General features: G+C 55.8%; 23 protein-coding genes. 9 read left to right on the top strand and 14 right to left on the bottom strand.

Going from position 1 to position 26,807, the window contains the following annotated elements; all coding sequences use genetic code 11:
- Nucleotides 1-3 precede the first annotated feature (3 nt).
- The gene (gene dkgA, locus ACQG2Q_RS19705) at nt 4-831 is read right to left on the bottom strand and encodes a 2,5-didehydrogluconate reductase DkgA (RefSeq protein ID WP_023298605.1); all 828 of its coding nucleotides are present in this window, start codon (nt 829-831) and stop codon (nt 4-6) included.
- 105 nt (nt 832-936) lie between these two features.
- Nucleotides 937-2,100, bottom strand: a complete 1,164-nt coding sequence (gene yqhD / locus ACQG2Q_RS19700; protein WP_063850072.1) for an alcohol dehydrogenase — start codon at nt 2,098-2,100, stop codon at nt 937-939.
- A 195-nt stretch (nt 2,101-2,295) separates the two neighbouring features.
- Between yqhD and ACQG2Q_RS19695 the strand changes: the two genes are divergently transcribed.
- Nucleotides 2,296-3,195 (top strand): AraC family transcriptional regulator, encoded by a 900-nt coding sequence (locus ACQG2Q_RS19695; RefSeq protein WP_017382749.1) that lies wholly within the window; start codon nt 2,296-2,298, stop codon nt 3,193-3,195.
- Between the two features lie 45 nt (nt 3,196-3,240).
- On the opposite strand, the gene yghB is transcribed toward ACQG2Q_RS19695, so the two are convergent.
- Nucleotides 3,241-3,900 carry a DedA family general envelope maintenance protein YghB gene (yghB, locus tag ACQG2Q_RS19690; protein WP_015571869.1) on the bottom strand — a complete coding sequence of 220 codons (660 nt, stop codon included), beginning with the start codon at nt 3,898-3,900 and terminating at the stop codon, nt 3,241-3,243.
- 142 nt (nt 3,901-4,042) lie between these two features.
- Nucleotides 4,043-5,230 carry a cystathionine beta-lyase gene (metC, locus tag ACQG2Q_RS19685; RefSeq protein ID WP_096216716.1) on the bottom strand — a complete coding sequence of 396 codons (1,188 nt, stop codon included), beginning with the start codon at nt 5,228-5,230 and terminating at the stop codon, nt 4,043-4,045.
- A gap of 251 nt (nt 5,231-5,481) precedes the next feature.
- Here metC and exbB point away from each other — a divergent pair, with 251 nt between their 5' ends.
- Together exbB and exbD are read left to right on the top strand one after the other, a co-directional pair.
- Complete coding sequence (gene exbB / locus ACQG2Q_RS19680; protein WP_023306939.1) at nt 5,482-6,213, top strand: tol-pal system-associated acyl-CoA thioesterase; 732 nt, start codon at nt 5,482-5,484, stop codon at nt 6,211-6,213.
- Between the two features lie 4 nt (nt 6,214-6,217).
- Nucleotides 6,218-6,643 carry a TonB system transport protein ExbD gene (gene exbD, locus ACQG2Q_RS19675; RefSeq protein ID WP_023298601.1) on the top strand — a complete coding sequence of 142 codons (426 nt, stop codon included), beginning with the start codon at nt 6,218-6,220 and terminating at the stop codon, nt 6,641-6,643.
- Nucleotides 6,644-6,734: 91 nt separating this feature from the next.
- On the opposite strand, the gene ACQG2Q_RS19670 is transcribed toward exbD, so the two are convergent.
- Together ACQG2Q_RS19670 and ACQG2Q_RS19665 are read right to left on the bottom strand one after the other, a co-directional pair.
- Nucleotides 6,735-7,172, bottom strand: a complete 438-nt coding sequence (locus ACQG2Q_RS19670) for a hypothetical protein (protein ID WP_063850070.1) — start codon at nt 7,170-7,172, stop codon at nt 6,735-6,737.
- A complete protein-coding gene (locus tag ACQG2Q_RS19665; protein ID WP_063850068.1) occupies nt 7,165-7,569 on the bottom strand; it encodes a hypothetical protein in 405 nt (134 codons plus the stop codon). The genes ACQG2Q_RS19670 and ACQG2Q_RS19665 overlap by 8 nt, the downstream gene beginning before the upstream one ends.
- A gap of 102 nt (nt 7,570-7,671) precedes the next feature.
- Here ACQG2Q_RS19665 and ACQG2Q_RS19660 point away from each other — a divergent pair, with 102 nt between their 5' ends.
- Entirely contained in the window at nt 7,672-8,175 is a 504-nt protein-coding gene (locus ACQG2Q_RS19660; RefSeq protein WP_063850066.1) for an ESA_00282 family adhesion-associated protein, read from the top strand.
- Nucleotides 8,176-8,218: 43 nt separating this feature from the next.
- On the top strand, nt 8,219-8,707 hold the full coding sequence (locus ACQG2Q_RS19655; RefSeq protein WP_006811956.1) for a TIGR00645 family protein: 489 nt from the start codon (nt 8,219-8,221) through the stop codon (nt 8,705-8,707).
- A 113-nt stretch (nt 8,708-8,820) separates the two neighbouring features.
- Here the strand turns inward: ACQG2Q_RS19655 and ACQG2Q_RS19650 are convergent, their stop codons facing one another.
- Nucleotides 8,821-9,861 (bottom strand): aldo/keto reductase, encoded by a 1,041-nt coding sequence (locus ACQG2Q_RS19650; protein WP_063147393.1) that lies wholly within the window; start codon nt 9,859-9,861, stop codon nt 8,821-8,823.
- 82 nt (nt 9,862-9,943) lie between these two features.
- On the opposite strand from ACQG2Q_RS19650, the gene yghX reads away from it, so the two are divergent.
- Both yghX and ACQG2Q_RS19640 read left to right on the top strand, forming a co-directional pair.
- Complete coding sequence (gene yghX / locus ACQG2Q_RS19645) at nt 9,944-10,831, top strand: YghX family hydrolase (RefSeq protein WP_023306936.1); 888 nt, start codon at nt 9,944-9,946, stop codon at nt 10,829-10,831.
- A gap of 113 nt (nt 10,832-10,944) precedes the next feature.
- On the top strand, nt 10,945-12,492 hold the full coding sequence (locus tag ACQG2Q_RS19640) for a methyl-accepting chemotaxis protein (protein WP_022649391.1): 1,548 nt from the start codon (nt 10,945-10,947) through the stop codon (nt 12,490-12,492).
- 2 nt (nt 12,493-12,494) lie between these two features.
- Here the strand turns inward: ACQG2Q_RS19640 and fucR are convergent, their stop codons facing one another.
- Both fucR and yghU read right to left on the bottom strand, forming a co-directional pair.
- Complete coding sequence (gene fucR, locus ACQG2Q_RS19635; RefSeq protein WP_023298593.1) at nt 12,495-13,244, bottom strand: L-fucose operon activator; 750 nt, start codon at nt 13,242-13,244, stop codon at nt 12,495-12,497.
- A gap of 76 nt (nt 13,245-13,320) precedes the next feature.
- The gene (gene yghU, locus ACQG2Q_RS19630) at nt 13,321-14,187 is read right to left on the bottom strand and encodes a glutathione-dependent disulfide-bond oxidoreductase (protein ID WP_023306934.1); all 867 of its coding nucleotides are present in this window, start codon (nt 14,185-14,187) and stop codon (nt 13,321-13,323) included.
- Nucleotides 14,188-14,370: 183 nt separating this feature from the next.
- Between yghU and gss the strand changes: the two genes are divergently transcribed.
- Nucleotides 14,371-16,233 carry a bifunctional glutathionylspermidine amidase/synthase gene (gene gss / locus ACQG2Q_RS19625; RefSeq protein ID WP_063850065.1) on the top strand — a complete coding sequence of 621 codons (1,863 nt, stop codon included), beginning with the start codon at nt 14,371-14,373 and terminating at the stop codon, nt 16,231-16,233.
- Between the two features lie 52 nt (nt 16,234-16,285).
- Here the strand turns inward: gss and pgaD are convergent, their stop codons facing one another.
- Genes pgaD through pgaA form a run of 4 tightly spaced genes read right to left on the bottom strand, consistent with a single transcriptional unit; the run spans nt 16,286 to nt 22,425 of the window.
- Nucleotides 16,286-16,720 (bottom strand): poly-beta-1,6-N-acetyl-D-glucosamine biosynthesis protein PgaD, encoded by a 435-nt coding sequence (pgaD, locus tag ACQG2Q_RS19620; RefSeq protein WP_063163591.1) that lies wholly within the window; start codon nt 16,718-16,720, stop codon nt 16,286-16,288.
- Entirely contained in the window at nt 16,717-18,048 is a 1,332-nt protein-coding gene (pgaC, locus tag ACQG2Q_RS19615) for a poly-beta-1,6-N-acetyl-D-glucosamine synthase (RefSeq protein WP_063850063.1), read from the bottom strand. Before pgaC ends, pgaD begins: the two co-directional genes overlap by 4 nt.
- On the bottom strand, nt 18,041-19,978 hold the full coding sequence (gene pgaB, locus ACQG2Q_RS19610) for a poly-beta-1,6-N-acetyl-D-glucosamine N-deacetylase PgaB (RefSeq protein WP_063850062.1): 1,938 nt from the start codon (nt 19,976-19,978) through the stop codon (nt 18,041-18,043). Before pgaB ends, pgaC begins: the two co-directional genes overlap by 8 nt.
- Before the next feature lie 8 nt (nt 19,979-19,986).
- Entirely contained in the window at nt 19,987-22,425 is a 2,439-nt protein-coding gene (gene pgaA, locus ACQG2Q_RS19605) for a poly-beta-1,6 N-acetyl-D-glucosamine export porin PgaA (protein WP_063850060.1), read from the bottom strand.
- A 668-nt stretch (nt 22,426-23,093) separates the two neighbouring features.
- Between pgaA and ACQG2Q_RS19600 the strand changes: the two genes are divergently transcribed.
- Nucleotides 23,094-23,621, top strand: a complete 528-nt coding sequence (locus tag ACQG2Q_RS19600; protein ID WP_045261891.1) for a helix-turn-helix transcriptional regulator — start codon at nt 23,094-23,096, stop codon at nt 23,619-23,621.
- A gap of 61 nt (nt 23,622-23,682) precedes the next feature.
- Here the strand turns inward: ACQG2Q_RS19600 and ACQG2Q_RS19595 are convergent, their stop codons facing one another.
- Nucleotides 23,683-26,760, bottom strand: a complete 3,078-nt coding sequence (locus tag ACQG2Q_RS19595) for an autotransporter domain-containing protein (protein ID WP_426759261.1) — start codon at nt 26,758-26,760, stop codon at nt 23,683-23,685.
- Between the last annotated feature and the right edge of the window lie 47 nt (nt 26,761-26,807).

Here is a 26,807-nt window from a genome sequence, read left to right as displayed (position 1 = left end):
AAACTACCCGCCAAACTGATCCGGATCCGGGCCTAAACGTTTACCTTTATCCAGCTTCGCAATCTCACCCAGCTCGTCTTTATCCAGGCGGAAATCCCAGACGTCGAAGTTCTCGGCGATACGCGATGGCGTGACCGATTTCGGGATCACCACCAGACCGCTATCCAGATGCCAGCGAATGACGATCTGCGCCGGCGTTTTGCCGTACTTATCCGCCAGTTCACGAATGATTTTCTGGTCAAACACCCCTTCGCCGCCCTGGGCCAGCGGGCTCCAGGATTCGGTCTGGATCTTGTGCGTGGCGTTCCACGAATGAAGCTGGCGCTGCTGCATCAGCGGATGCAGTTCAATCTGGTTAATCACCGGCGCGACGCCCGTTTCATCAATCAGGCGTTGCAGGTGATGAACCTGGAAATTACAGACGCCGATGCTTTTTATCAGCCCCTCTTTTTGCAGCTCAATCATCCCTTTCCAGGCATCAACGTAATGGTCGATAGCCGGTACCGGCCAGTGCATGAGATAAAGATCGACGAAATCGAGCTGGAGTTTCTCCAGGCTCTCCTGCAACGCTTCGCGGGGACGCTTTTGATCGTCGTTCCACAGCTTGGTGGTGATGAATAACTCATCGCGGGGAATGCCAGCGCTGGCAAGCGCGGTCCCCACGCCGTCCTCATTTTTATAGGCGGCGGCGGTATCAATGGACCGATAGCCGACTTCCAGGGCTTTATGAATGGCGGAGACGACCTCGTCGTTACCGGCTTTCCATACACCTAGCCCCAGCTGGGGCATCACGTTGCCGTCCTGTAGCTTGATTACGGTTTGGTTTGCCATTTTTCCTCCTTCAGGTGCTCATCGCCGGAGGGAACCTCCGACGATGTGATGTGCATTAAGTCTGGACGAAATGTCAAAAAACGAAAGTCAGGATCCTAAAAACGCTTAGCGTGCCGCTTCGTAAATACGACGGCTGACGTCCAGGGTGATGTCGCCGTGCTCGCCGATCTGCGTCATACCGTGTGCTTCCAGCTTCGCCAGCAGGGCAGGGATGGAGCTGCCGTCCAGGCCGTAGTCAGAGAGACGCGTTGGCACGCCCAGGCTTTCAAAGAAGTGACGGGTGGCTTCAATTGCGGCATCGATACGCGCATCGTCGGAACCCTCGATGATGTTCCAGACGCGTTCGGCGTACTGGAGCAGTTTGGCGCGTTTAGCGTCACGTTTTTCATTCCACAGCGCAGGCAGAACCACCGCCAGCGTCTGGGCGTGATCCAGGCCGTGCATCGCCGTCAGCTCGTGACCGAGCATATGGGTCGCCCAGTCCTGTGGCACGCCTGCACCGATAAGGCCATTCAGTGCCTGTGTTGCAGCCCACATCACGTTAGCACGCACGTCATAGTTTTCAGGCTCTTTCAGCGCTTTCGGACCTTCTTCAATCAGCGTCAGCAGAATGCCTTCCGCGAAACGATCCTGAATTTTGGCGTTCACCGGGTAAGTGACGTACTGCTCAACGGTGTGAACAAAGGCGTCGACCACGCCGTTCGCCACCTGACGCGCAGGCAGGGTATAGGTGTAAACCGGATCGAGGATCGCGAACACGGGCTGAACGTGTTCGTTCATAAAGGCCTGCTTGTCACCGGTGGTTTTACGGGAGATGACCGCGCCTTTGTTGGACTCAGAGCCGGTGGCCGGCAGCGTCAGCACGGAGCCCATCGGGATCGCACTGCTGATGTCGCTGCCGCCCGTTTCCAGAATATGCCACGGGTCGATGCCGTCAGCGTAATGCGCTGCCGCCGCGATGAATTTGGTGCCGTCCAGCACGGAACCGCCGCCCACCGCCAGCAGGAAAGTGATCTGCTCGTCACGGGCGATTTTTACCGCGTTCATCAGCGTTTCATAAGACGGGTTAGGCTCGATACCGCCGAACTCGCGTACGTCCAGCCCTTCCAGAGCGCTGTAAACCTGATCCAGTACGCCGGTTTTTTTCACGCTGCCGCCGCCGTAGGTAATCAGGACGCGGGCGTCCGTCGGGATTTGCGCGCGCAGGTCAGCGATAGCGTCTTTACCAAACAGAATGCGGGTTGGGGTGTGAAGATTAAAGTTGTTCATGGCTTGTTCCCTGTAGTGGGTAAAAAATCGTGGTGGCGCAGAGGGCAACCTGATGCTGCACATTGTGGCGGGCAGGCGCTATCCTCTCAATGCACATTCCTGCCGATGTCTTGCCCATTCCTACAGCGCTCTGGAGAAACGGTAAGAAAATGCGCACACTGTTAGCGTCGGAAACCGTACCCGGAGTAACTGAAAATGAACCGTGATGCCATCTGCCGCCAGCTAACGTCGCAGATTAAAAGACTGATAGATAACGGAAATGATTCGGCTGAGCTGTTGCCGGATATCCGATTGCTCTACGGTACCCAGCCCGGAACGCGCACCCCGGTGATGTATCAGCCCGGCATCGTGTTTCTCTTTTCTGGCCATAAGATTGGCTATATCAATGAGCGCGTGTTCCGTTACGACACCAATGAATATCTGCTTCTGACTGTACCTTTACCCTTCGAATGTGAAACTTTCGCGACAGAGGAGGTACCGCTGGCCGGGATCCGCGTCAACGTCGACATTCTCCAGTTGCAGGAGCTGCTGATGGAGATTGGGGAGGACGAACTTTTCCGGCCGTCGATGGCGGCAAGCGGTATCAACTCCGCGACCTTATCGGAGGAAATTCTCTGCGCGATTGAACGCCTGTTAGACGTGATGGAAAGGCCTCTGGATGCGCGTATTCTCGGAAAGCAGATTATCCGCGAAATTCTTTACCATGTGCTGCTGGGACCGGGCGGCGGGGCGCTGCTGGCGCTGGTAAGCCGGCAAACGCACTTCAGCCTCATTAGTCGCGTGCTGAAGCGCATCGAGAGCCAGTACACGGAAAACCTCAGCGTTGATCAGCTGGCGGCGGAAGCCAATATGAGCGTCTCGGCGTTTCACCATAACTTTAAATCCGTCACCAGCACGTCGCCGTTGCAGTACCTCAAAACTTACCGTCTGCATAAGGCGCGGATGCTGATGATCCACGATGGCATGAAGGCCAGCGCCGCGGCGATGCGGGTCGGGTATGAAAGCGCGTCGCAGTTTAGTCGGGAGTTTAAGCGTTACTTCGGCGTCACGCCGGGGGAAGATGCGTCACGTATCAGAACCATGCAGGGAGCGTGAGGGGAAACGGAGGCCGGGTGAGCGGTAGCGCCACCCGGCTTTTATTTATGCGCTGCAATACTTTTTCTTGATCACCACCGCAATGGTACCCACCAGCCCTGCAACCAGCAGGAAAATCGGCAGGATCATCAGGAAGGTCATCACCTGGTCTTCATGGCGCTTAACAAAGGGGATCATATTCAGCGCGTAGCCGAGCGTGGTAACCACGCCCACCCAGAGCAGGGCGCTCAGCCAGTTGAAGAACTGGAAGCGGCGGTTAGAGAGGCCTGAAATACCCGCCATGGTAGGCAACAGGGTGCGAACGAACGCCAGAAAACGCCCGGCAAGCAACGCCAGCAGGCCGTGACGGTCAAACATGCAGGTCGCGCGCTGATGATATTTATGCGGCAGCTGCGCCAGCCAGCCTTTCACCACGCGGGTGTTTCCAAGCCAGCGCCCTTGCAGGTAGCTCAGCCAGCAGCCGAGACTGGCCGCAGAGGTGAGGATCACCATTGTTGGTGCGAAGTCCATCACGCCCTTGCCGATTAACGCCCCTGCGAGCAGGAGCAGGCTGTCACCGGGTAAAAATGAGGCTGGCAGTAATCCATTTTCCAGAAACAGCGTCGCGAACATCACGAAATAGACAATCCCGACGACATGTGGGTCCGCCAGCGCGGCAAAATCGTGTTGCCAGAGCGCCGTGATGATATTTTGAATAACAGCCATGGACTTTCCTGTGGAACAGCAGATATAACGCTATTGTACTCCCAATTTTGCCTGTCGGGGTTGATCGCAGGCGCATCTCATACAGACTTTTCTGCTTGCGGTGTTCAGAATAGCGTCCAGGGAGTACATGTCAGCCAGCACTTTACACGATGCGCTCAAATCCTGCCGATAAATCCGCAATTAAATCGTCCACATTTTCCAGCCCGATATGCAGGCGGATTAAGGTCTCCTCGAAGTCCACCTCGCCGCCCGGGCGCAGGGCCGCAATCTGCTCCGGCTGATTGGGCAGGATCAACGATTCAAACCCACCCCATGAATAGGCCATGCTGAAGAGGGTAAAGTTATCCAGATAGCTTGCCAGCTCGGCGTCATTCAGGCGCTTCTTAAGAACAAATGAGAACAACCCGCTGCTGCCCGTAAAGTCACGTTGCCAGTATTCGTGGCCCTTGCTGCCCGGCAGCGCCGGATGGTTAACGCGCTCCACCTGCGGATGCAGCGCCAGCCACTGAGCAATTTGCAGGCTGCTTTCGTGATGCTGACGCAGACGCACGCCGAGCGTACGGATGCCCCGGCTGGTCATGTAGGCGGTATCGGCATCCACCATCTGGCCCATCAGGTAGGCGTTTTCACGCAATTGCTCCCAGCAGCGGGCATTAGATACGGCCGTACCGATCATGCCGTCTGAGTGGCCAATCAGGTATTTGGTCGCCGCCTGAATGGAGATATCGATGTCAAATTCCAGGGCTTTAAACAGCACACCTGCCGCCCAGGTGTTGTCGATCATGATGATCGCTTCCGGCGCTATGCTGCGCACCGCCTTCACGATGGCCGGGACATCATGCACTTCCATGGTGATGGAGCCGGGAGATTCCAGGAACACAACGCGCGTGTTGGGCTGAATAAGCCCGGCAATACCGGCCCCAATCAGCGGATCGAACCAGCTGGTGGTGACGCCGAGCTTGCTGAGTATTTTGGTGCAGAAGTCCTGGCTTGGCTCGTAGGCGGTATTGGTCATCAGGATGTGGTCACCCTGTTCAACAAACGCCAGAATGGTATTGGCGACCGCCGCCGCACCGCACGGGAACAGCGCGCAGCCCGCGCCGCCCTCCAGTTCGCACATGGCTTCCTGCAACGAGAAATGGGTTAACGTGCCACGGCGACCGTAAAACAGCCCGCCCTTCGCGCGATTACGCGTGGCGATTTTTTTATCTTCGACGGTATCAAACACCAGCGAGGAGGCACGCTGGATCACGCTGTTGACCGAGCCCTGGGTGTATTTTTTACTGCGTCCTGCCTGCACCAGCGTGGTCTCAAGCTGCTTTTTAGTCATGTTCGCTAACCCTATTTTTATACGTCTGGACGTCCAGACTACCACGATTGTCACAATGTGCATCCGGATGCTTATCGAATAAGCAGAAAATATTATCAAATATTCGCATAAGAAATTTTTACTGCGTAAGCGCAAGGAAAGTGAGCGAAAATTACGGCACTATGTAAATACTAATGAGAACTACTATCAATTCGACGACGTTTTGATATTATTACGTTCAGATTGTGTGATTTGCGTCCTGGAGATACAGAGTGGGTAATAATTTGATGCAGACGGATCTCTCCGTTTGGGGCATGTATCAACATGCTGACATCGTCGTTAAGGTTGTGATGATCGGCCTGATTCTGGCGTCCGTGATCACCTGGGCTATCTTCTTCAGCAAGAGCGCCGAACTTCTTTCACAAAAACGCCGCCTCAAGCGTGAGCAGAAGCAGCTGACGGAAGCCCGCTCTCTGGATCAGGCTTCTGATATCACCTCATCCTTCCATGCGAAAAGCCTGACTACCCTGTTAGTGAACGAAGCGCAGAACGAGCTGGAACTCTCCGCAGGCAGTGAAGATAACGAAGGCATTAAAGAGCGTACCGGCTTCCGTCTGGAGCGTCGCGTTGCGGCCGTGGGTCGTCATATGGGCCGCGGTAACGGCTACCTGGCGACTATCGGCGCTATCTCCCCGTTCGTCGGCCTGTTCGGTACCGTCTGGGGCATCATGAACAGCTTTATCGGTATCGCCCAGACGCAGACCACTAACCTTGCGGTCGTCGCGCCGGGTATCGCAGAAGCGCTGCTGGCAACGGCTATCGGTCTGGTTGCCGCTATCCCTGCGGTAGTTATCTATAACATCTTCGCGCGCATGATTGGCAGTTACAAAGCCACACTGGGTGACGTTGCCGCGCAGGTTCTGCTGCTGCAAAGCCGCGATCTGGACCTGAACGCCAGCGCCGTTAAACCGGTGCATGCGGCGTCCAAACTGCGCGTAGGTTGATTGTATGGCAATGCGTCTTAATGAAAATCTGGACGATAACGGTGAAATGCATGAGATCAACGTGACGCCGTTTATCGACGTCATGCTGGTTCTGCTGATTATCTTTATGGTTGCCGCGCCGCTGGCGACGGTGGACGTGAAGGTGAATCTACCTGCGTCCTCCAGCCAACCGCAGCCGCGTCCGGAAAAGCCTGTCTACCTGTCCGTGAAGGCCGATAAGTCCATGTTCCTGGGCAACGATCCGGTGACGGATGCCTCGGTTATTCCGGCGCTGGACCAGCTGACCGGCGGCAAGAAAGACACCACCGTCTTCTTCCGCGCGGATAAAACCGTCGATTATGAAACCATGATGAAGGTAATGGACACGCTGCATCAGGCGGGATACCTGAAGATTGGCCTGGTCGGCGAAGAGAAAGCGGCCGCGAAGTAAAACGAAGGCGAAGCCGCCTTCCGTGCCGGGTGGCGGCTTCGCCTTACCCGGCCTACAATCTCAGGCTAGCGCCGCCGGGCGAACCACGTTGTCAGCAGTTAGAAGATGTTGTTGACGCCTCTTCATCGAGCGCCACGCAGGTGACGTTTGATGTGCGATAGTTGCCCTCCGAGAGTTTACGGGTCAGGCGCAGGGTGGCTGTCTCGCGTGCCAGCAGGTACTGATAGTTCGCCTCCAGTCGCCCAAGGATCTTCTCTTTAAGCTCAGGGCGCTGCTCAATAATAGCGTTCATCACCGCACCGTAAATCTCCTCTTTGGCCTGCAAGGCATAAATTTCCCGACGGTTCTGCCATTTCAGGCGCACCAGCGTGGCCGGAATCGAAACCAAGTCCTGCGTTATTCGCGTCATCTCGTCATTTTTTATCTTTTTCAGGGCGTCGAGATTCTGCTTTAAGATAAATTCATCGCTTTTCTTATCATCTAAAGTCAAATAAACGTTATTACCGCTATCATCATTCACGTTAATCATCCCCCAGGTTATAAAAAATGGGATTGCTTTTTTCACGCGTAATTAAGTTAAGCCAAATTTCATTGCCAGCTTCATTTATTTGCTGTGTTTTCTCGGCCATTATTTGACTTAGAGCCTGGGCATCTATTTCCCCTTCGGCCTGTAAATCATTTAGCAGATGAACTAAGGATTCAATCTTGATGGCACGAAATAACCGTTCTTTTAAATGGCGATCGTGCTCTTCCAGCACCATATTACGGGATTTGCCGGTGCGTGAAACACCAATTAATATATCGGCTTCATAGTCGGAGAGTTTTCTTTTTCCTTGAGTGAAATTCGCCTCTTTATCTGCTTCCGTCGAAGGCTGTTCCACAGGCGTAATGTGGTACTTTGCCGGGACAAGATTGTCGGGCAGCATTTTAATTTCCTTTAATTTCAAAAGGGTGGGGTTGGAAAAAGGGTGAGATTCGTTGACAATATCATGAGGCAATTTTAAAATCAAAAAAAATGGAGCCTACCCATGAACAGCATTTTCTTCACGGTCGTAACGTTACTATTACTGACCGCTGGCGTGCTTTTATTGATGCAAGAGTTCAATAAAACGAAAGTGTCAAATGACGCCAGTGAACTACCGCAGCCTGAATTGATGTCCAAAGAGGAGGGGGAAGATCATTTCTCCGTCTTGATGAACGCCGTGACGCCAGTCTGGTACTGGCGGGTGAATCACGAATATATCGATTTTCTCCATGCGACAATTAAGCGAATGAAAATGGCCGAAATTAATGATACGCCCGGCCTGTTCGACGCGCAGCGCCGCTGTAGCGACCTTAATTCGGCGGTCTATAAATATTACGACAATATCAAAAAGCGCTGTCTGAATGGCGAGAAGGTGTCGTATTCCGATTTAGACGTATTAAATCTGCGCCAGTGTTTTCGCGAGTTTAGCCTGGAAGCCTACCCGGAACTGGTCGCACTGGTCTGGCCGGAGTATGCGCGTCCGGATGTGGATCCCAACGAGGTATAGTTGAGATATACTGAGCGCTGGTTTCGTTTGCAGACAGGATTTTATGGAACGCTTCTTTGAAAACGCAATGTATGCCTCTCGCTGGCTGCTCGCACCCGTCTATTTTGGTCTCTCTCTGGCGCTGGTCGCCCTGACGATCAAGTTCTTCCAGGAGATATTCCACGTCCTGCCAAACATTTTCTCCGTGGCAGAAGCCGATTTGATTCTGGTTCTGCTGTCGCTGGTGGATATGACGCTGGTAGGAGGATTACTGGTGATGGTGATGTTCTCCGGGTATGAGAATTTCGTCTCTCAGCTTGATATCGCCGAGCACAAAGAAAAGCTCAACTGGCTGGGGAAAATGGACGCCTCATCGCTGAAAAATAAAGTCGCAGCGTCGATTGTGGCGATTTCGTCTATTCACCTGTTACGTGTCTTTATGGATGCTAAAAACGTCCCGGATAATAAGCTGATGTGGTATGTGATTATCCACCTGACGTTTGTACTGTCGGCGTTTGTGATGGGATATCTGGATAAGATCAGTAAGAAATAATTTTACAGCGCCCCTCACCCTGCCCTCTCCCCAGAGGGGAGAGGGTGTTCAAGTTCCCTCTCCCCTCTGGGGAGAGGGTTAGGGTGAGGGGCGAAAGCATCGGACCGCACTATTTATTTATCCGACGACGCCTGCCACAAATTCAGCTCACCATCCGCCACGTGCTGGTCAATCCGCGTCAGTTCATCTTCGGTAAAGCACAGGTTATTCAGCGCCTGAACGTTCTCTTCCAGTTGCTCCGGGCGGCTCGCGCCGATGAGCACTGACGTTACACGTGTATCTTTCAACAGCCAGCTTAGCGCCATCTGCGCCATCGTCTGCCCGCGCGCGTGCGCCATCTCGTTCAGCAGACGAAGGCTGCTCAGGTTGGCTTCGGTCAGCATTTTCTCCGTCAGGCCGCGCACTTTTTTCCCTTCGCGCTGCATACGTGAACCGTCCGGAATACCGTTCAGGTATTTCCCGGTCAGCAGGCCCTGCGCCAGCGGGGTAAAGGCGATACAGCCCGTTCCGTTTTTCTCCAGCGCGTCCAGCAGACCAGTCTTGTCGACCCAGCGGTTAAGCAGGTTGTAAGAGGGCTGGTGGATCAAAAGCGGGATCTTCCACTCGCGCAGCAATTCGGCCATCACCGTCGTGCGTTCCGTGGAGTAGGACGAAATGCCGACGTACAGCGCTTTTCCGCTCTGCACCGCGTGTGCCAACGCGGCGGCGGTCTCTTCCATCGGCGTGTTTTCGTCTACGCGGTGAGAATAGAAAATATCCACATACTCCACGCCCATGCGTTTCAGGCTCTGGTCGAGGCTGGCGAGCAGATACTTACGTGAACCACCCGAACCATACGGTCCTGGCCACATGTCGTAGCCCGCTTTGGTGGAGATGATCAGCTCGTCGCGATACCCGGCAAAATCTTCTCGCAGCAGGCGGCCAAAATTTTCTTCAGCGCTGCCTGGAGGGGGGCCGTAGTTGTTGGCAAGGTCAAAATGGGTAATGCCGAGATCGAAGGCCTTACGCAGCAGCGCGCGCTGGGAATCGAGCGCCTGAACGTGGCCAAAGCTGTGCCACAGACCCAGCGACAGCGCCGGTAAGCGCAGGCCGCTTTTGCCGCAGTATCGGTACTGCATGTTTTCGTATCGGCCGGTGTAAGGGTGCCAGGACATGATGTCTCCTTTCTTATCGGTGAATTTTCGAAACAGCGTTTTTATTCTAAGCTTATCAAATCATAAATCATGGAGATAAGCGATGACGCGCCTGACTGCCAAAGATTTTCCGCAAGAGCTGCTTGATTACTATGACTATTACGCCCACGGTAAAATCAGCAAACGCGAATTTCTGAATCTCGCGGCGCGCTATGCCGCAGGCGGCGTAACGGCGCTGATGCTGTTTAATATGCTTAAACCCAACTACGCCCTCGCGGAGCAGGTTAAATTCACCGATCCCGATATTCTTCCGGAATACATCACTTATCCCTCGCCCAATGGTCACGGCGAAGTGCGCGGTTACCTGGTGAAGCCGGCCAAAGCCACCGCGAAAACGCCCGCGGTAGTGGTCGTGCATGAGAACCGGGGGCTTAATCCGTATATTGAAGACGTGGCACGACGCGTGGCGAAAGCGGGGTATATCGCGCTGGCTCCCGACGGCCTGAGCTCGGTGGGGGGATACCCCGGCAACGACGACGAAGGAAAGGTTTTGCAGCAGAAGGTCGACCCGACAAGGCTGATGAACGACTTTTTTGCCGCCATAGAGTTTATGAAAAATCATCCGGAAGCCACCGGGAAGGTGGGGATTACCGGTTTTTGCTACGGCGGCGGCGTATCGAATGCCGCCGCCGTAGCGTATCCGGAACTCGACTGCGCGGTGCCCTTCTATGGTCGTCAGCCGCGGGTGGAGGATGTGCCAAAAATTAGCGCGCCGCTCCTGCTTCATTATGCCGAGCTGGACAAAAATATTAACGAGGGCTGGCCTGCCTATGAAGCCGCGCTGAAATCAAATAATAAGGTTTATGAAGCGTATATCTACCCCGGCGTAAACCATGGATTTCACAACGATTCTACCCCACGCTATGACCAGCCCGCAGCCGAGCTGGCCTGGTCAAGAACGTTAAGCTGGTTTAAAAAATATCTGGAATGATAAGCCCTGCTTAAATAAATCATCACAAAGGGTTATCTTTTCCCCTGTCCCTGCCGATAACGAGGGTAGTACTCGCCCCTGGGCGAATTCACCCTCACGGCAAGGAATACTCAATGAAGATGCTTCGTAATTTCACCATCCGTTTCGTCATGCTGACGGTACTGGGGATCTTTTGTGTCATGTGGGCAGGCGTGGGGCTTTACAGCACCTGGTCTCTGTCTCGTGTTTCTGATGGTAATGACGTTGACCGCCAGCTGGTCAGGCAAATGACGGTGCTGAGCCAGGGCAACGATCAGTATTTCCGTTTCGTCACCCGCCTGAGCCGGGCGATGGAAGCTAAAGCAGCGGGCGGCACGCCGGACCTGGCTCCTGCTCAGCAGGCGCTGGATAACATGAGTAAAAAGCTGGCAGAGATGAAGGCTATCTCCCCGGGCCCGATGGATGAAAAGGTCTCTGCGCAGGTGATTTCCACCTGGCAGGCGCTGCTCGATCGGGGCGTTACGCCTCAGATGGTGCAGGCGAAGCAGGCGACGCTCGAAGGCTATCGTCAGCATGCCAACAACGTTACGCCGCCGCTAAGCCGCGCGTTTGGCGCCGCGGTTGAGAACTTTAACAATTCTGCGGTGAAGGCGCTCGACAGTACGCGCGTTGTGGTCGACAGCCTGACCAGCATGACCCGGACGGTGATTATCACCGCCACGATCGTGGGTCTGCTGATCCTGCTGTTCACCGACCGCTACCTGGTGGCGCTGCTGGTAAAACCGCTGGAGCGTATCCGTCAGCAGTTCCGCCAGATTGCGCAGGGCGATCTCAGCCAGCCGATTGAGCCCATTGGCCGCAACTGCGTGGGGCAACTGGTTCCGCTGCTGAGCGCCATGCAGGACAGCCTGCGGGAGGCGGTCAGCACGATTCGTTCCGGCAGCGAGAATATCTGGCGCGGGGCAACGGAGATCTCCAGCGGGAATAACGATCTCTCTTCGCGTACCGAAGAGCAGGCCGCTGCGCTGGAAGAGACCGCGGCCAGCATGGAGCAGCTTACCGCAACGGTGAAGCTGAACGCCGAAAGCGCGCGCCAGGCCAGCCAGCTTGCGGATGTCGCCTCCAGTACGGCCAGCCGCGGCGGGTCGCTGGTAGACGATGTGGTCACGACCATGAGCGGCATTTCGGACAGCTCGAAGAAAATTGCTGAAATCACTACCGTTATCAACAGCATCGCCTTCCAGACCAATATTCTGGCGCTGAACGCCGCGGTGGAAGCGGCTCGGGCCGGGGAGCAGGGGCGCGGTTTTGCGGTCGTGGCGGGTGAGGTGCGTAATCTGGCCAGCCGCAGCGCGAATGCGGCAAAAGAGATCGAAGGGCTGATTGCGGATTCCGTTGCCCGCGTGGAGCAGGGGGCGCAGCTGGTGAACGATACCGGCACGACGATGGAAGCTATCCTGCGCGACGTGACGGAGGTGACCGTCATTATGAAGCAGATCGCCACCGCGTCAGAGGAGCAGAGCAAAGGTATTTCTCAGGTCGGCGTAGCCATCACGCAGATGGACGGCGTGACCCAGCAGAATGCCTCGCTGGTGGAGCAGGTTTCCGCCGCTGCGGCTGCACTGGAACGGCAGACCGAAGAACTCCAGCGCTCAGTGCAGAAGTTCCGTCTCTCCGCGTAACATCATCGCGTCAGGCCGTCTCTGGCGGCCTGACATTTATCGCTCTGAATAATCTGTGTCACCTGCGACAGCTGACCGATTTTCACTTCGCTTGCCCGCATAAATTTACTTTTGTCGATCAGCAGCAGCGACTGGCTGGCCCGGTTTAACAGCAGCGCCTTAAAGCCCGCGTTGTGCTCGGACGGATCCCAAAGGACGCCATGCTCATCAACCCCTTCACACGAGAAGATAAACAGATCGATCTCCAGCCCTTTAAGCTGCGTCACCAGCGCCGGATTAACATAGCAGCGATACTTACGCTCAAGCGTTCCGCCGGAGCAGATAAGCGTGATCCGCTCGCGCTTTGCCATCTCGTGGCAGACAGGCAGGCTATTGGTAAACACGGTGAGTTCGATATCCGGAAGCTGGCGCGCCAGATGAAAGCAGGTCGAGCTGGCGTCGAGGGCGATGGTCATCCCTTCGCTGATCCAGCCCAGCGCATGTCGGGCAATATCGGCTTTGTCAGCATAATGGCTTTTCAGGCGTGCGCCAAAGGGTTCACCGCTGTCGCGGCTGTCCGGGTGAATCAGACGCGCACGCCCGTGCTGGCGCAGAAGTTTCCCCTGCTGCTGTAACGACTTCAGATCCCGGCGGATCGTCTCTTTGCTGACGGAGAGCTTTTCAGCCAGGGCATCAGTGGTCAGCCAGTCGCTTTTACTCAGCAGGGTGATGATGCTCTGCTGTCGGGTCGCTTTTAGCGTCTGGTCTGACATTCGAGGATCCTTGCGCACGCGTGCTGACTCATTTTTCTCATCGCAGAAGAGGGGCGGCGAACCGCCCGGTCATGGGTCAATCCTGACGTTTATCTTCCGTCTGGGTATCGAAGTCGCTCGCTGAATGGCGCTCATGCAGCTGCTCGTTCAGCTCGCCGTTGGTGCGGTTAACAATGCGCCCGCGTTTAACGGCCGGGCGATTCGCCACATCTTTTGCCCAGCGCTGCACGTTGGTGTACTTCCCGGCGTCGAGGAATTCGGCGGCGTTGTAGACGCTGCCCAGCGCCACGCAGCCAAACCATGGCCAGACTGCCATATCCGCAATGGTATATTCCTCACCCGCTACATAACGACCGCGCCCCAGCTGCTTGTCCAGCACGTCGAACAGGCGTTTAGCTTCCATGGTGAAGCGATCGATAGCGTACTCAATCTTCACCGGCGCGTAGTTATAGAAGTGGCCAAAACCGCCGCCGAGGAACGGGGCCGCGCCCTGTAACCAGAACAGCCAGTTCAGGGTTTCCGTACGTCCTGCCGGATCTTTTGGCAGGAAGTGACCAAATTTCTCGGCCAGATAGAGCAGGATATTGCCGGATTCAAAGACGCGCGTCGGCGGGGTGGTAGAGTGGTCACGCAGTGCCGGGATCTTCGAGTTCGGGTTCACGTCGACAAAACCGCTGGAGAACTGATCGCCCTCACCGATGCGGATTAACCATGCGTCGTATTCCGCGCCCGTCACGCCCAGCGCCAGCAGCTCTTCCAGCATGATGGTAACTTTCTGTCCATTCGGCGTACCCAGAGAGTACAACTGGAGCGGGTGCTCGCCCACAGGCAGCTCTTTCTCGTGCGTAGCGCCCGAGACGGGACGGTTGATATTGGCGAACGCGCCGCCGTTATTCTGTTTCCATTCCCACACTTTCGGTGGCTGATAGGTGTTATCTGACATGTTGGCCTGCCTTTTTGGTGTTGTGTTGAGGCAGTGTAGCAGGAGATAGGGGAACCGTTTAACGATGCGAGCGTAATGGGCAGGGCGGGTGTATGATAACGCCACCTCTGTCAGTTAATTACAACGTGCAGACGACGACAACCCCACAAAAAAATTGCCGCCTGCCTGTTTTAGGTTGGACACATGCGTAAAGGAACGTTAAGCAGTGACGCACCCTTCGGGACGTTATTAGGTTATGCGCCGGGTGGCGTGGCGATTTACTCTTCAAATTACGGCAGTCTCGATCCGCGGCACTACCCGGAAGACGCGGAATTCCGCAGCTATATCGGCAACGAATACATGGGCCATAAATGGCAGTGCGTTGAGTTTGCGCGCCGTTTCCTGTTTCTCAACCACGGGTTTGTCTTTACCGACGTCGGGATGGCGTGGGAGATCTTCTCGCTGCGTTTTTTACGCCAGGTGGTGAATGACAACATCCTGCCGCTACAGGCCTTTGCTAATGGCTCAAAACGCGCGCCGCAGGCCGGTGCGCTGCTCATCTGGCAAAAGGGCGGTGAGTTTCAAGAGACCGGCCACGTCGCCGTCATCACCCAGTTGCTGGACGACAGAGTGCGCATTGCCGAGCAGAACGTTATTCACTCCCCGCTGCCGATGGGGCAGCAGTGGACGCGCGAGCTGCGTCTGAGCGTTGAGAACGGTTGCTATACGCTTCATGATACGTTCAGCGATACCGAGATCCTCGGCTGGATGATCCAGACGGAGGAGACGGAACACAGTATTCCTCAGCCGGAGATCGACGGTGAGCTGCTGAAAATCAGCGGCGCGCGGTTGAAGAACAACCGTCAGTTCGACGGAAAATGGCTCAATGAAAACGACGCCCTGCAACAGGCGTACATTCGCGCGAACGGCCACGTTATTAACAACGATCCCTGCCAGTACTTCACCATTACCGAAAGTGCCGAGCAGGAGCTGATCAAAGCCACCAACGAACTGCACCTGATGTACCTTCATGCCACCGACAAGGTGCTGAAAGACGACAGCTTACTCGCGCTTTTCGACATCCCGAAAATTCTCTGGCCGCGTCTGCGCCTCTCGTGGCAGTGGCGTCGTCACCATATGATCACCGGTCGTATGGATTTCTGCATGGATGAGCGCGGCATTAAGGTTTACGAGTACAACGCGGACTCCGCCTCCTGCCATACCGAGGGCGGGCTGATTCTTGAAGAGTGGGTGAAAAACGGCTATCGCGGCACCGGCCACAATCCGGCGGAAGGCTTGCTGGAGGAGCTGACCGGCGCCTGGAAGCACAGCCACGCGCGGCCGTTCGTCCATATCATGCAGGACAACGATATCGAAGAGGATTACCACGCGCTCTTTATTCAGCGCTCGCTGATCCAGGCCGGGTTTGAAACCAAAATCCTGCATGGACTGGGCGCGCTGAGCTGGGATGCCGCCGGGCAACTGATTGATGATGAAGGCCGTCACGTCAACTGCGTATGGAAAACCTGGGCGTGGGAAACGGCGATCGAGCAGATCCGCGAGGTGAGCGAAACCGAGTACGCCGCCGTGCCCATCCGTACCGGTCACCCGCAAGGTGAAGTGCGCCTGATTGACGTCCTGCTGCGCCCGGAAGTGCTGGTCTTTGAACCGCTGTGGACGGTGATCCCAGGTAACAAGGCGATCCTGCCGGTGCTATGGCAGCTGTTCCCGAACCACCGTTACCTGCTGGATACCGATTTTGAGGTGAATGCGCTGCTGAAACGGACAGGCTATGCCGTTAAACCGATAGCCGGACGCTGCGGGAGCAATATCGATCTGATCGGAGCCCAGGATCAACTGCTGGACCAGTCCAGCGGCAAGTTTGTTGACCGCAAAAATATCTACCAGCAGCTATGGTGCCTGCCAAAGGTTGACGGCAGATACATACAGGTCTGCACCTTTACCGTGGGCGGAAACTATGGCGGAACCTGTCTGCGTGGGGATGACTCGCTGGTGGTGAAGAAAGAGAGCGATATTGAACCGCTGATTGTGGTGAAGGATAAATAACGTCTCCCTGTTATAAAAAAGCCCCCGCAGGGTATGCTGCGGGGGCTTTTTATTACTCTTCTTCCTCGACCTGCTGCTCGCTGATCTTCAGATCAATGATCCGGCCGATCTGGTCATGATAGACCGTCAGCAGGTTGTACTGGCTCATCTCGGACATAATTTGCGGCGTGACGTTAAAACTTTGGGCAAGCTCGTCATGGCGCAACATTTGCGGATGACGCCGCCTCACATGCGCGCGGCGGCGATTGTACTGATACCACAGGATCAGCAGCCAGCCGTTGAACGCGGCAATCAGCAGATAGACCAGTACTGTATTAAAAGAGGCGATAATCACGCTCCAGCGGTGATCGCTCTCCTCGGTTAACTGCATCCACAACCTGGCATACAGGAAAAACAGGAATCCTCCCCAGGCTATCAGCGTTAATGCGGCATCGAAAAGACGCGGTGCCAGCCGATGTTCAGTCAAAATTAACGTATTCTCGTTCATTGAATGCTCCCTTTTCCCCGGTCCGGACTGATCCAGCGCGCGCGGGCGCGTTTACGTTTAAGCATGACTTTCGGAAATGCCACGAGGGTGGTAAACAGGCCAATCATCCAGTACACCATCGGGAACCAAATCACCCAGAACAGCGAGCCTGCCACTTTCCGCTCGTAGCGCCGCTCGATATACAAACTGACGAGGAATTGCAGCAGGCACATCACCCCCAGCAGCAGCCCGGTAAACGCCGGGGGAAACAGACTCGCAACGGCCAGGTTCGCGGGAAGAGGGATAATATGGCTAAGAATGAACAACACCACGGTCGCTCCATAGGCAAACGCCCACAGCGTTGACAGCGCGTACTCGAGAAACAGGGGCCACATCCGATGATGCTCCCAGCGGGCCATTTTGCGCAGGTTAACCAGAAACACCTCTGCACCGCCCTGAGCCCAGCGCAAACGCTGTTTCCACAGCCCCTTGAGCGTCTCCGGCATCAGGATCCAGCACAGCGCCCGCGGCTCGAAAAAGATATCCCAGTGGCGCAGCTGAAGCTTCCAGCTTATGTCAATGTCCTCTGTGATCATATCCGGGCTCCAGTACCCGACATCCGCCAGCGCCTGTCGGCGAAAGGCGGCGATGACGCCGGAGACCGTAAAGACCCGGCCATAGATCCGCTGCGTTCGCTTGATAAGACCAATAATGGAAGAAAACTCGCCCACCTGAATACGACCAATCAGCGTTGAGCGCGTGCGAATACGCGGATTTCCGGTGACGGCCCCAACGTGGGGATACTGAATCAGCGGTGCCACCAGATACGCGGCCGTATCGCGATCGAGCAGGGCGTCGCCGTCAATGCAGACCAGCAGATCGCCCCGGGCCGCCGCCGCACCAGCCTTGAGCGCCACGGCTTTCCCCTGATTCTCCGCGAGATTAATCACCCGCAGGCGCGGCTGCTCCTGCGCCAGTTGATGCAGCACCAGCGCGGTATTGTCCGAAGAGCCGTCGTTGATGGCGATAACCTCAACATTCCAGTACCGCTGACCCAGCGCGGCGCTAATGGTCTCCCGTGCGTTGCGTTCCTCATTAAAGCAGGGAATAAGAATCGAAATTAACGGTTCACCGGCTAAGGCGGGCGCGGGTGTTGCGTTATCCCACGACCAGTGCCGTTCAAGCTGAAACCAGAAATAGAGGCCGCCGGTTACCCAGAGCACGGACATAAACAGCGGCCAGAAAAAGACAAAGTCCAGAATCAGTTCGCCGGTAAACAGCGCGGCTACGCCTAACGGCAACCCGAATACCAGACACAAAATAGAGAAGGCGATAATGCGATCAGTCATTGTCAGGATACCAGTACGAAGAAAATTCAGGCCTGATACGCGAAATATCAGGTTGGTTGTTGAGGAAGTCGTCGGGGTAATAACCGTAATTTTTGATGCCGTTCAGCTGGAGCACCTGCATCCACTCCACCAGACGTTCATCGGCTACGGCACGCTGCGGTTTCTGCGCCCAGTCCCTGGCCTGTAGCTCAAAAATCGTTTTATTCAGCGCGCCGGGGCGTGCGGCGACGGCGTTGACTAAACGCGTCAGCCAGGCATTGCTCTCTTCTGCCGGGACGGACTCCATCAGTGGCATTGCCATCGGCACCGTCCAGTCGTAGGCCGACAGAAAATCATCCAGATTTTGCGCAAACCACGCTTCGCTTTCGGGCTGCAGAATGGGGAGGGCGAACATATTGCGCGCGGTCTTGATCTGCGGGCCACGGATGTCCTTCACCGTCTGGCTCAGGGCCTGGGTAAACCCGATAAGCTGCTGGCTTTTCTGGCGCGTCGTCTCCTGCCCGGCATCGTCAACGTCCGTCAGCACCGCGTCGTCATGGAACAAGATCCCGTTGAAGCTGGCATAGCGGGCCAGATCTTCATAGATCTCCGTCACCTGCTGGCGAACCTGCGGACTCCAGGGGGAGAGCCGGATATAGGGCTCGGCGGCCACGGTCAACTCTCCCGTTTCACGATCCCGGCGCTGCACGCGCGGCAGGGCTGGACTGAGATCGAAAGAGAGGACCGGCATCCACGCAAAGACTTTCACTCCCGCGCGGGTTTGTAGCTGCCAGGCGACAAAATTAAAAAGATCGGCCCGGACCGGAAGACGACGGTTGGGGAAATAGAGCGCGCCGATCCTGCCGTCGCCCCGCGGATCCGAAAACGCCTGGAGAAACACATGGCTGATTTTCATGTCGTAGACCCGCTGGACGAGTTTGTTGATGTTTTTCGTCTGCTGGGCCGGATCGGGATCGTAGACATAATCGAGATCAACATGCATGACGCGCACCGGGTCAAACTCCTGAACGCGGCTAACCGTGTTGGCAAAGGTTTTTATCGACGGATTTCCGGCAATCAGCAGGCGCGGGATGTTGCCGAGGTCGCGCACGTTTGCCAGCCCGTCCTCCAGGGTAAAGGCCAGCTGATAGCCCTGTTTCTGGGCGATAGCGAGCGATGTACCGTTGGCAGCCCCATAGGGCCACACCCAGGCACGCGGCGCTTTTCCCGTCACCTGGGTGATTTTTTCGGTGACTTTCCGTACGTCTGCGGCGATCCGCTGGTTGAAGTGTTCATCGGTTTCGTAATGCCCCGTCGCGTTATCGAAAAAACGGTTGGCGATAGCGGGTTCACGGCTTCCCTGCGGGTTGGCCGGGATGCCGTAATGCGAGGCCCAGGTATGCGAGCCGATTTCAACCAGCGGGGAGCGGCTGAGCTCGCGCACCATGTCCCATGTCGCGAACCGATCGCGGGGCGTCATCAGACCGCCGAAGTTAACTTTTTGATTTGCCGGCGTATCCACCCAGCTGCCCACCGGCGCCCACAGCGCAGGAACGTTCCAGGCCTGAAGCAGGGGCCAGACCCGGGTGTAAAAACTGCTGTAGCCGTCGTCGAAGCTGAGCAAAACGGCTTTCGGCGGCAGCGCTTTTTTTCCTTCATGCGCATCCACAATGTCCTGCACGCTGATGGCGTGATAGCCGTTGTGCAAAAGCCAACTTATCTGCTCGTTTAACGCGCTGGTGCGAACGGAGAGGTAGCGCAGATCGGCAGCATCATCTTCGACGTCGTGGTAGGCCAGGACCAGAAACTGATTCTCCGGCCAGGGTTTGCTGGCCTCCAGCTGCGGCCTCTCTTCAGGAGCCATAAAGGAGAGCGGCTGCGCGCAGAGACTCGCGCTGAGGCAGAGCCAGCAGATGACGATCAGGCTTACAGAAAAACGTGTATTCAGCATATTCATCCTTAAAAGCGTAAAGTCGCATCTAACGTGACGGAGAGATTGCTCTCGCGTTTGCCGTCGTAAGGGCGTTTATCCCAGTTCAGCATCACGCCAGTATCGACAACGTTGTTCCACTGAATGCGTTGCCCGTAACCCAGCAGGGTAATGGCGCCAGGCGACTGATTTTTCTGCCAGTAGCTGCCGCCGCCTGCCACGAACTGCTGGCTCCAGAGGGTGTCGTAGTGGCGGTACATCTCATGGTCAACGGACAGGGCTGCCGTCACGGACAGATCCCGTGCCGGGTTGTAATAGAGCGTATTCCGCAGGCTGTTTTTACTGGCGGCGATCCCCGGTTCGAGATCCAGCGTCAGGGTCGGGGTCTGCCAGAGACGCTCTTTCCCAGAGAGGGTGTATTCCTGACGGCGGTTGTGGTCTGAGAAGCGGCTGACGGCGGCGTTGAACTGGTATTCACGTCGCTCGTTTTGATACCAGCGCACCCCACCTTCACCCCGGTTGGCGCTGATCCCATTGCGTAATGCCCGTAAGGGTGTCGCGCGTGATAAGCGCTCGAGGCTACCGCTGACCTGCCAGTTATCACTCAGGCTGTAGGTTGTTGAGAGCCGTGCGCCCGGCCTGTTTGTGCCGTGATAGCGGTTGCTGGAAAGCTCGGCTTCGAGCGTGAGGTCACGTGGGCGCCACTCAACGCCGCCCAACAGGTGGCGGCTGATGCCTTTACCTTCGTCGAAATTCCCCTGTGCATAGCGGGCGCCAGCAAATAGCCGCCAGTTATCCGCCACGGGTGGGCCATAGAGCGTGGCGTCCCAACTCATGTCGTGGCTACCGCTGACGGGGTTATCTGAGTGCAATCCTTTACCCGCGTTCAGACGCAGCTCTGACATATGGTGGACCGCTCTGAGCCTGTCCAGGCGACGGGCGCTGCGATCGGCGGGGGCGCGAGCAATTACGTCATCAGCCAGTAAATCCATCTGGCGCCACTCCTGAAGGTCCATTGCGACGTAAGCCTGCTGTTTTTCAAGCTCCAGATTCGTGGGTTCGAGCGCCTCTGCTCGTTTAAGCTTTTGCTCGGCCGCGCGCGGCAGGCCCCTGGCCTGAAGCAGGGCGGCATAATCAATCTGTAATCCCTGATTTCCCGGCGCCGTTGACGCCAGACGATACGACAGCTTTTCGGCCTCGGGCAGGGCGTTGGTCGCCAGCAAATAGTTAAGTTTGAGTGACTGTCCGGTGAGCCACCGATCGTTCGGCTGAGCGGTCGGGGACCCGAAATCGTAGCGGGTCCAGGGAACGCTGCGGGTCTCGCGCTCAACGTAGCGGCGGGCGGTCTGATACTGCCCCGTATCCAGCCAGGCGTAGAAAAGCGCATGTTCCTCGTCCTGCGGATCGGAGGCGTAGTGTGGATAGCGTTGCACAAGCGAGAAGGCGGCGACGGCATTTTTCTCCTGCAAATATGCAGAGATCACCCAGCCGATGGCCCAGTCCGGCACCGGATGCTGGGCGGTCGTCAGCGCCTCGTATTCGCTAATGACCTGCCGGTAATCACCCTTCGCATACAGCGCGCCAAGCCGATCGATACGGGCAAGGATGACGTCTTCAGCCGCCTGCGGTTCGTTTTGCCAGCGGGAAAGCAGGACGTGATAGCGATCTAATGCGTTTTGTGCCAGCCGCAGGCGCTCTTTCTCCGTTCTGCCAGGCACATCCGCCAGGCGTACCTTTTCAGCCGCGGCGTTACGCTCAAGGCGGCGACGCTCCGCGGGGGACATCGCTGCGCTTTGCGACAGCCAGAGTGCGGGTGTGCTTACCCGGTTATCCGTTAACGCATCGATCGTCTCGCGAAGAAGGGCGTTATTCCCTGGTGCGGCGTTTAGCGCGCGCATGTCCGCCAGCAGCCGGTCCCCGTTTTTTCCCTGGCGCATCCAGACATAGGAGAGCGTCTCAAGGTGCGCGGGAGAAGGATTGTCCTTAACCAGCTGCCGGGCTTCCGAAAGCGCGAGGCGATCTCTGCGGGCATCGGCCAGGGTCTTAACATAGCCGATGCGGTAATCGTCGTTATCCGGCGCAAGGCTGAGCGCCTCTTTCCACAGCGATAAGGCGGATGGCCAGGCTTTTTGGTTTCTTCTGGACTGGGCGACAGCAGCGATGGCGCGAGCGGGCAGCGGCATATAAATACCATAACGCTGCCAGACTCGAATAACCTCATCATCGCGTCCTGCCCAGGAGGCTACCTGTAACCAGTCCGCAACCTGTCCAGGTGTTAAAGCATGCTGTTGCTCATAGCGCTGTAGGTAATCAAGAAACAGAGCGTAATTACCGTTACGTGCCTGTTGTATCTGATGCTCATAAACGGATTCATCAGCCTGAACCAGAACAGGAAAGAGTAAAAGCAGGAACAATAATATTGTGGTGCGATAAAAGAATAACGTAGTGAAGCTAAGCGATCTTTCCATATCTATTTGCCATTTGTTTATCGTGAATCCATTGCATAACACGGCCGCCTTTTAACTCTGCGTTAAAGGGCATAAAGGAGAACATTAAATCTGAATGATGCTACGTTATGGGGTACTTACTTAAAGGTAATTATGCGCCCTCAACTCAGTGGTCTGATTGGACTTAATGTACACCCGATGTGTTGGGGGATAAATAAGTTGAAAAGCGGCCGGGAGGTTTTGAGATAATTCTGGAAGAAGTAAGTTTTTTAGATAATTCAGTGCAGGGTTGTTCTTTTTAACTGATTGATATTAAATGTTTTTCCTTTTGCTGTTTGCAGTTTTTTTATATTTGGAATGAAGTTCTGCTGAGTTAATTAAAGTACTTTCTGGGGCATGTTTGGGAAGTTTCATGACAAAAATTCTTAATGTTCAGAGAAGTGACTTTTCTGAAATTCTTTTTTATTTATAATTAACGACAGGCATTGAGTGATAGTCTGCAAAAAGTCTAGCTCACCAATGTCATATTGAGGGATGATCAAAGCCAGAAAACATTTGCCGTTAATGTAAAGCGCTATAAACGAAAGCGTCCTTGTTTCTTAAGAGGCGGGCTTGCTTTAATCTAAAAGGGATGATTAGTGGCGACTTCAATAGTGTTAGTGACTCAGGATTGTTTCCTTGTCAGGGGGATGCGGCTATTTTTCCCGGATATAATTTGCCTCTGTTCGATAGACAGAAACATATTTGATACCGACGCAAATGAATATACTGTACTGATTGATAGCCGTACGCCGCTCCGTTTATATGATTACCTGATACGCCATCCGGCCAGAACGAGAAAAACCATCTGCTGCGTTATGCTGGATATGCGCCCTCGAGAGGAGGATCTGCACAGTATGAAGCTGTTTATGAACACGTCGCTTACGCCTCCGGATATGGCGTCGTTATTCAATCTGGTGCTTGATATGAAAGGCTGGCGTCTGACAACCAAATGGCTGCTTAACTTACGGCTGAGTAGACATGAAGCGATAATGCTCCGGTTGCTGAAGGCAGGGAGGTCAATGGACGAGATTGCAGATAAGCTGAATATGTCGGTTAAAAGCCTCTATCGCAAGCGAACGGCGCTATCGGAGCGGTTAGGGGCAGGGAACTTCAACGAGGCGTGTTTGTTTATCTTTAAAAACAAACTGCTGGACGCGGCTGGGAACGATCCCTAGCTTCGTCAGAAGCCAAAAGCACAAACCCGCCACGAGGGCGGGTTCTTTTAATGGAAATAATTCAGAACGACCAGCGCAGATTGGCGTTCACCGAGTTGACGCGGGTATCCGCACCATATTGTCCCTGATAACCCACATCCAGCGTCGCAGCACGCGACAGCTGTACGCTCACGCCGATATCACCCACCATTACGTCCTCATCCACGGCTTGCCCCTGAGTAATGAACGCGTCGCTGCCCGCAAACGCCATGCGCGAAGAGGTATTTTTATCGCCATAAGCGTGCTGCCATCCCAGCGAACCGTAGAGGTTAACGTTCTTCGGCAGCTCGGTCACACCGCGCACCCCGAGTGTGGAATAGAAGGTGTTCATCGTTTCGTTACGGACGCTCAGCGCAGCGGCACCGCCGTCTTCCCTGAAGCTGTCGGTATGCAGCCGGATGTACGATAAATTGACGAACGGCTCAATATTCCTGTCTGGCTGGCCGAAACGGTAGCCCGCTTCGGTAAACGCCAGCAGCGAGTTAGCGTCGTAATCTGACTTCAGCCGATCCGAGAAGCCGCTGAAATCAACATTGCGCTCGCCCTCGATCTTGTGCCAGGTGTAACCCAGCGCGCCGCGAAGGGAGAACGCATCCTGTTGACCCGCCGCATACAGGCCAAGGTGATAGTTGTCGGTATCCGTTGAGGAGCGACGGCTGTCGACGTCGTAATCACCCCGGCTGTAGCCGAAGTAGCCGCCGACACGCACGTTATGATCCGCCAGCTTGCGATCTGCCCCCAGCAGGAAGCCGGTGGTGTTGCCGTCCAGCTTGCCCACGTTTCCGTCGCCGCTGTTTCGGCTCCAGGAGCTGAAGGTCTGGCCCCAGACGCCATTGTTTTGCGGCTCCGGCTGCTGCACCAGCGACATGGCTAACGGTGGGATCGGCAGGCTGTCGTTATCAAACGCGCGCTGCATACGCTGGTTTAACACGTTAAACACCTGCGTGCTGCCAGCGATCAGGTTGGACTGCATTGATGGATAAACTTCACCAGACAACTGGTTGAACGCCTCGCGCGCTTCCGGCGCGCTCAGCAGAAGCAGCGAGTTATACAGCGCCAGCGACGGGCCGCTTTGCGTCAGCGTGGAGAGCGCGCCAGCGGTATTCCACTGGTTGCTGCTTTGGGCCACGGTCTGGAAAATGCCCGGCTTGCCGCTGCCCGGGTTTTCTCCACCCGGGTTCTCACCACCCGGGTTTTCTCCACCTGGGTTCTCACCGCCAGGGTTTTCACCTCCCGGGTTCTCGCCTCCGGGGTTTTCACCGCCCGGGTTCTCGCCTCCGGGATTCTCACCGCCAGGGTTTTCGCCTCCGGGGTTTTCTCCTCCAGGATTCTCGCCACCGGTTTCTTTCTGCGCGATGGTCAGATCGACGGCGTTGGTGCTTTGCTTAAGCGCCACGTCCAGGAAGGCGGATTTGGAAATCGCTCCGGCGAACTCACCGTCAATTCCCCCGTCGGAGGTCAAAATGCGGTAGCTTTGGCCCGTTTTATAGCTGGTTTGCGGATCCAGCGCGGTGACCTGTACCTTAGCCCGATCGCTGATGGTGGTTTTGCCCGATACCAGTAGCTGGTCGCTGCTGCCATCGCCCGCGATATCCACGTCATAGAAGGATTCGCCGATAAAGTTCAGATAGCGTTTCAGCGTCAACGTACCGATATTGCCGTCGCCAGGCGAGATATGCCCGCCAGACAGGATCTCGGTCTGGCCCAGCGTGCCGTTGCCGCCCAGCGTGCCGCCGGACTTGATTGACGCGGCGCTGCTGTAACCGACCCCGTCGCTGACGTCTGAACCCGCCGTCGCGTTGAGGATCAGCGTACCGCCGTTCTCGGCGCTAAGCGTCTGAACATCAAAAATATCGTCTTCTGGCTGGGTATTAATATTGCTGGCAATGATAACTTTACCGCCCCGCGCGGTTACGTTCGCCTTGAGTGCGGAAAGATCGCCGTTCAGCGTCGTTTGCCCGGAGGTGTTGATCACATCACCTTCACCGCTCATCGTGTTGCTGAAGATGTAATTTCCGTCGGTATGGTTGAAGTAGACATAGCTGCCGAACAGTCCGCCACGCAGGCTGATTGCCGTCTTCGCATCGAGGGTACCTGCGCCGCCCGCCGTGCCAGGCGTTGGCTCAGTTAAACCCGTGCCGGTGTCCATATTGCCGCGGCTGCCGATGATGAGCGCACCCCGGTTCGAGCCGGAACCCGATGTCCCCACGATCAGCGCATTGCTGCCAGCGGAAAATGAACCGCCGTCAATCACAGACAGCACGCCATTGCCGTAATCGCCCACGCTCACGCTGCTGCCGCTGGTAAAGCGCGAGTCCTTGCCCGCAATAACCAATTCGGCGGTTTTCCCTGCGCCGGAGACGCCCGCCACCTGCATGCCGCCAACGTTAACCGCTCCGCCGTCCAGTACGTCCAGGTCGCCATTAAGCGTTAACGTACGGCCAACGTTCCACTGTGAGCCGCTCCCGGTGACGGTGGCTTTCGGGCTCAGCGTGTCGGTTTCACCCGGTCCGGTACCATTCCCGATGCGCGCATCGTAGGCGGTATTGAGCGCCGCGCCGTCCTCAATTGCCAGCGTGGAGCGTGCGCCCAGATCGGTGCCTACGCTCAGAAAATTACTGGTCACGCGAGAGCCGGCACCCGTGGCGATAAGGTGGCTGTCGTAGCCCCGGGTGGTGCCGACAACGATCTCCTTTGCGCTCGCCAGCGCGCCCTCTTCGACTCGCAGGGTGCCGAGGCCAAGATTCAGGTCGCCGCGCAGGACGTACCGATCGTTCACCGCTTTAAGCTCAGCGTCTGGCCCACGGACCGTGACCACGCTTTCATAAATTTTGCCGTCGAACAGCCGACCGATATTGATGTTATAGGCGGTGATTTTGCCATTATCGATCAGCAGGTTTCCGCGTTGATTACGTCCAACATAAACATCTCCGGTGTAACCCAGCGTTTCGGTAATACGCGAGTCGCCATCAAAAAAGGCATCGGCTGCACGCGCGATATCGGCAGGTAAAAACAGTAACAGCGGCGCGGAAAATAGAGCGAGGTAAAGTCTGGAAAGCGGCGTCTTAACCGCTAAAGCATGCGATGTAGAGTTATTCACGGGCTATCTCCGTACTCATTAGCGTGATGTCTGGAAAATCGTTTTTA

Source organism: Enterobacter cloacae complex sp. 370H10 (assembly GCF_050031535.1).
GTDB lineage: Bacteria > Pseudomonadota > Gammaproteobacteria > Enterobacterales > Enterobacteriaceae > Enterobacter > Enterobacter intestinihominis.
The sequence above is the reverse complement of the archived record's forward strand: the minus strand, read 5'-3'. Positions and strand labels throughout refer to the sequence as shown.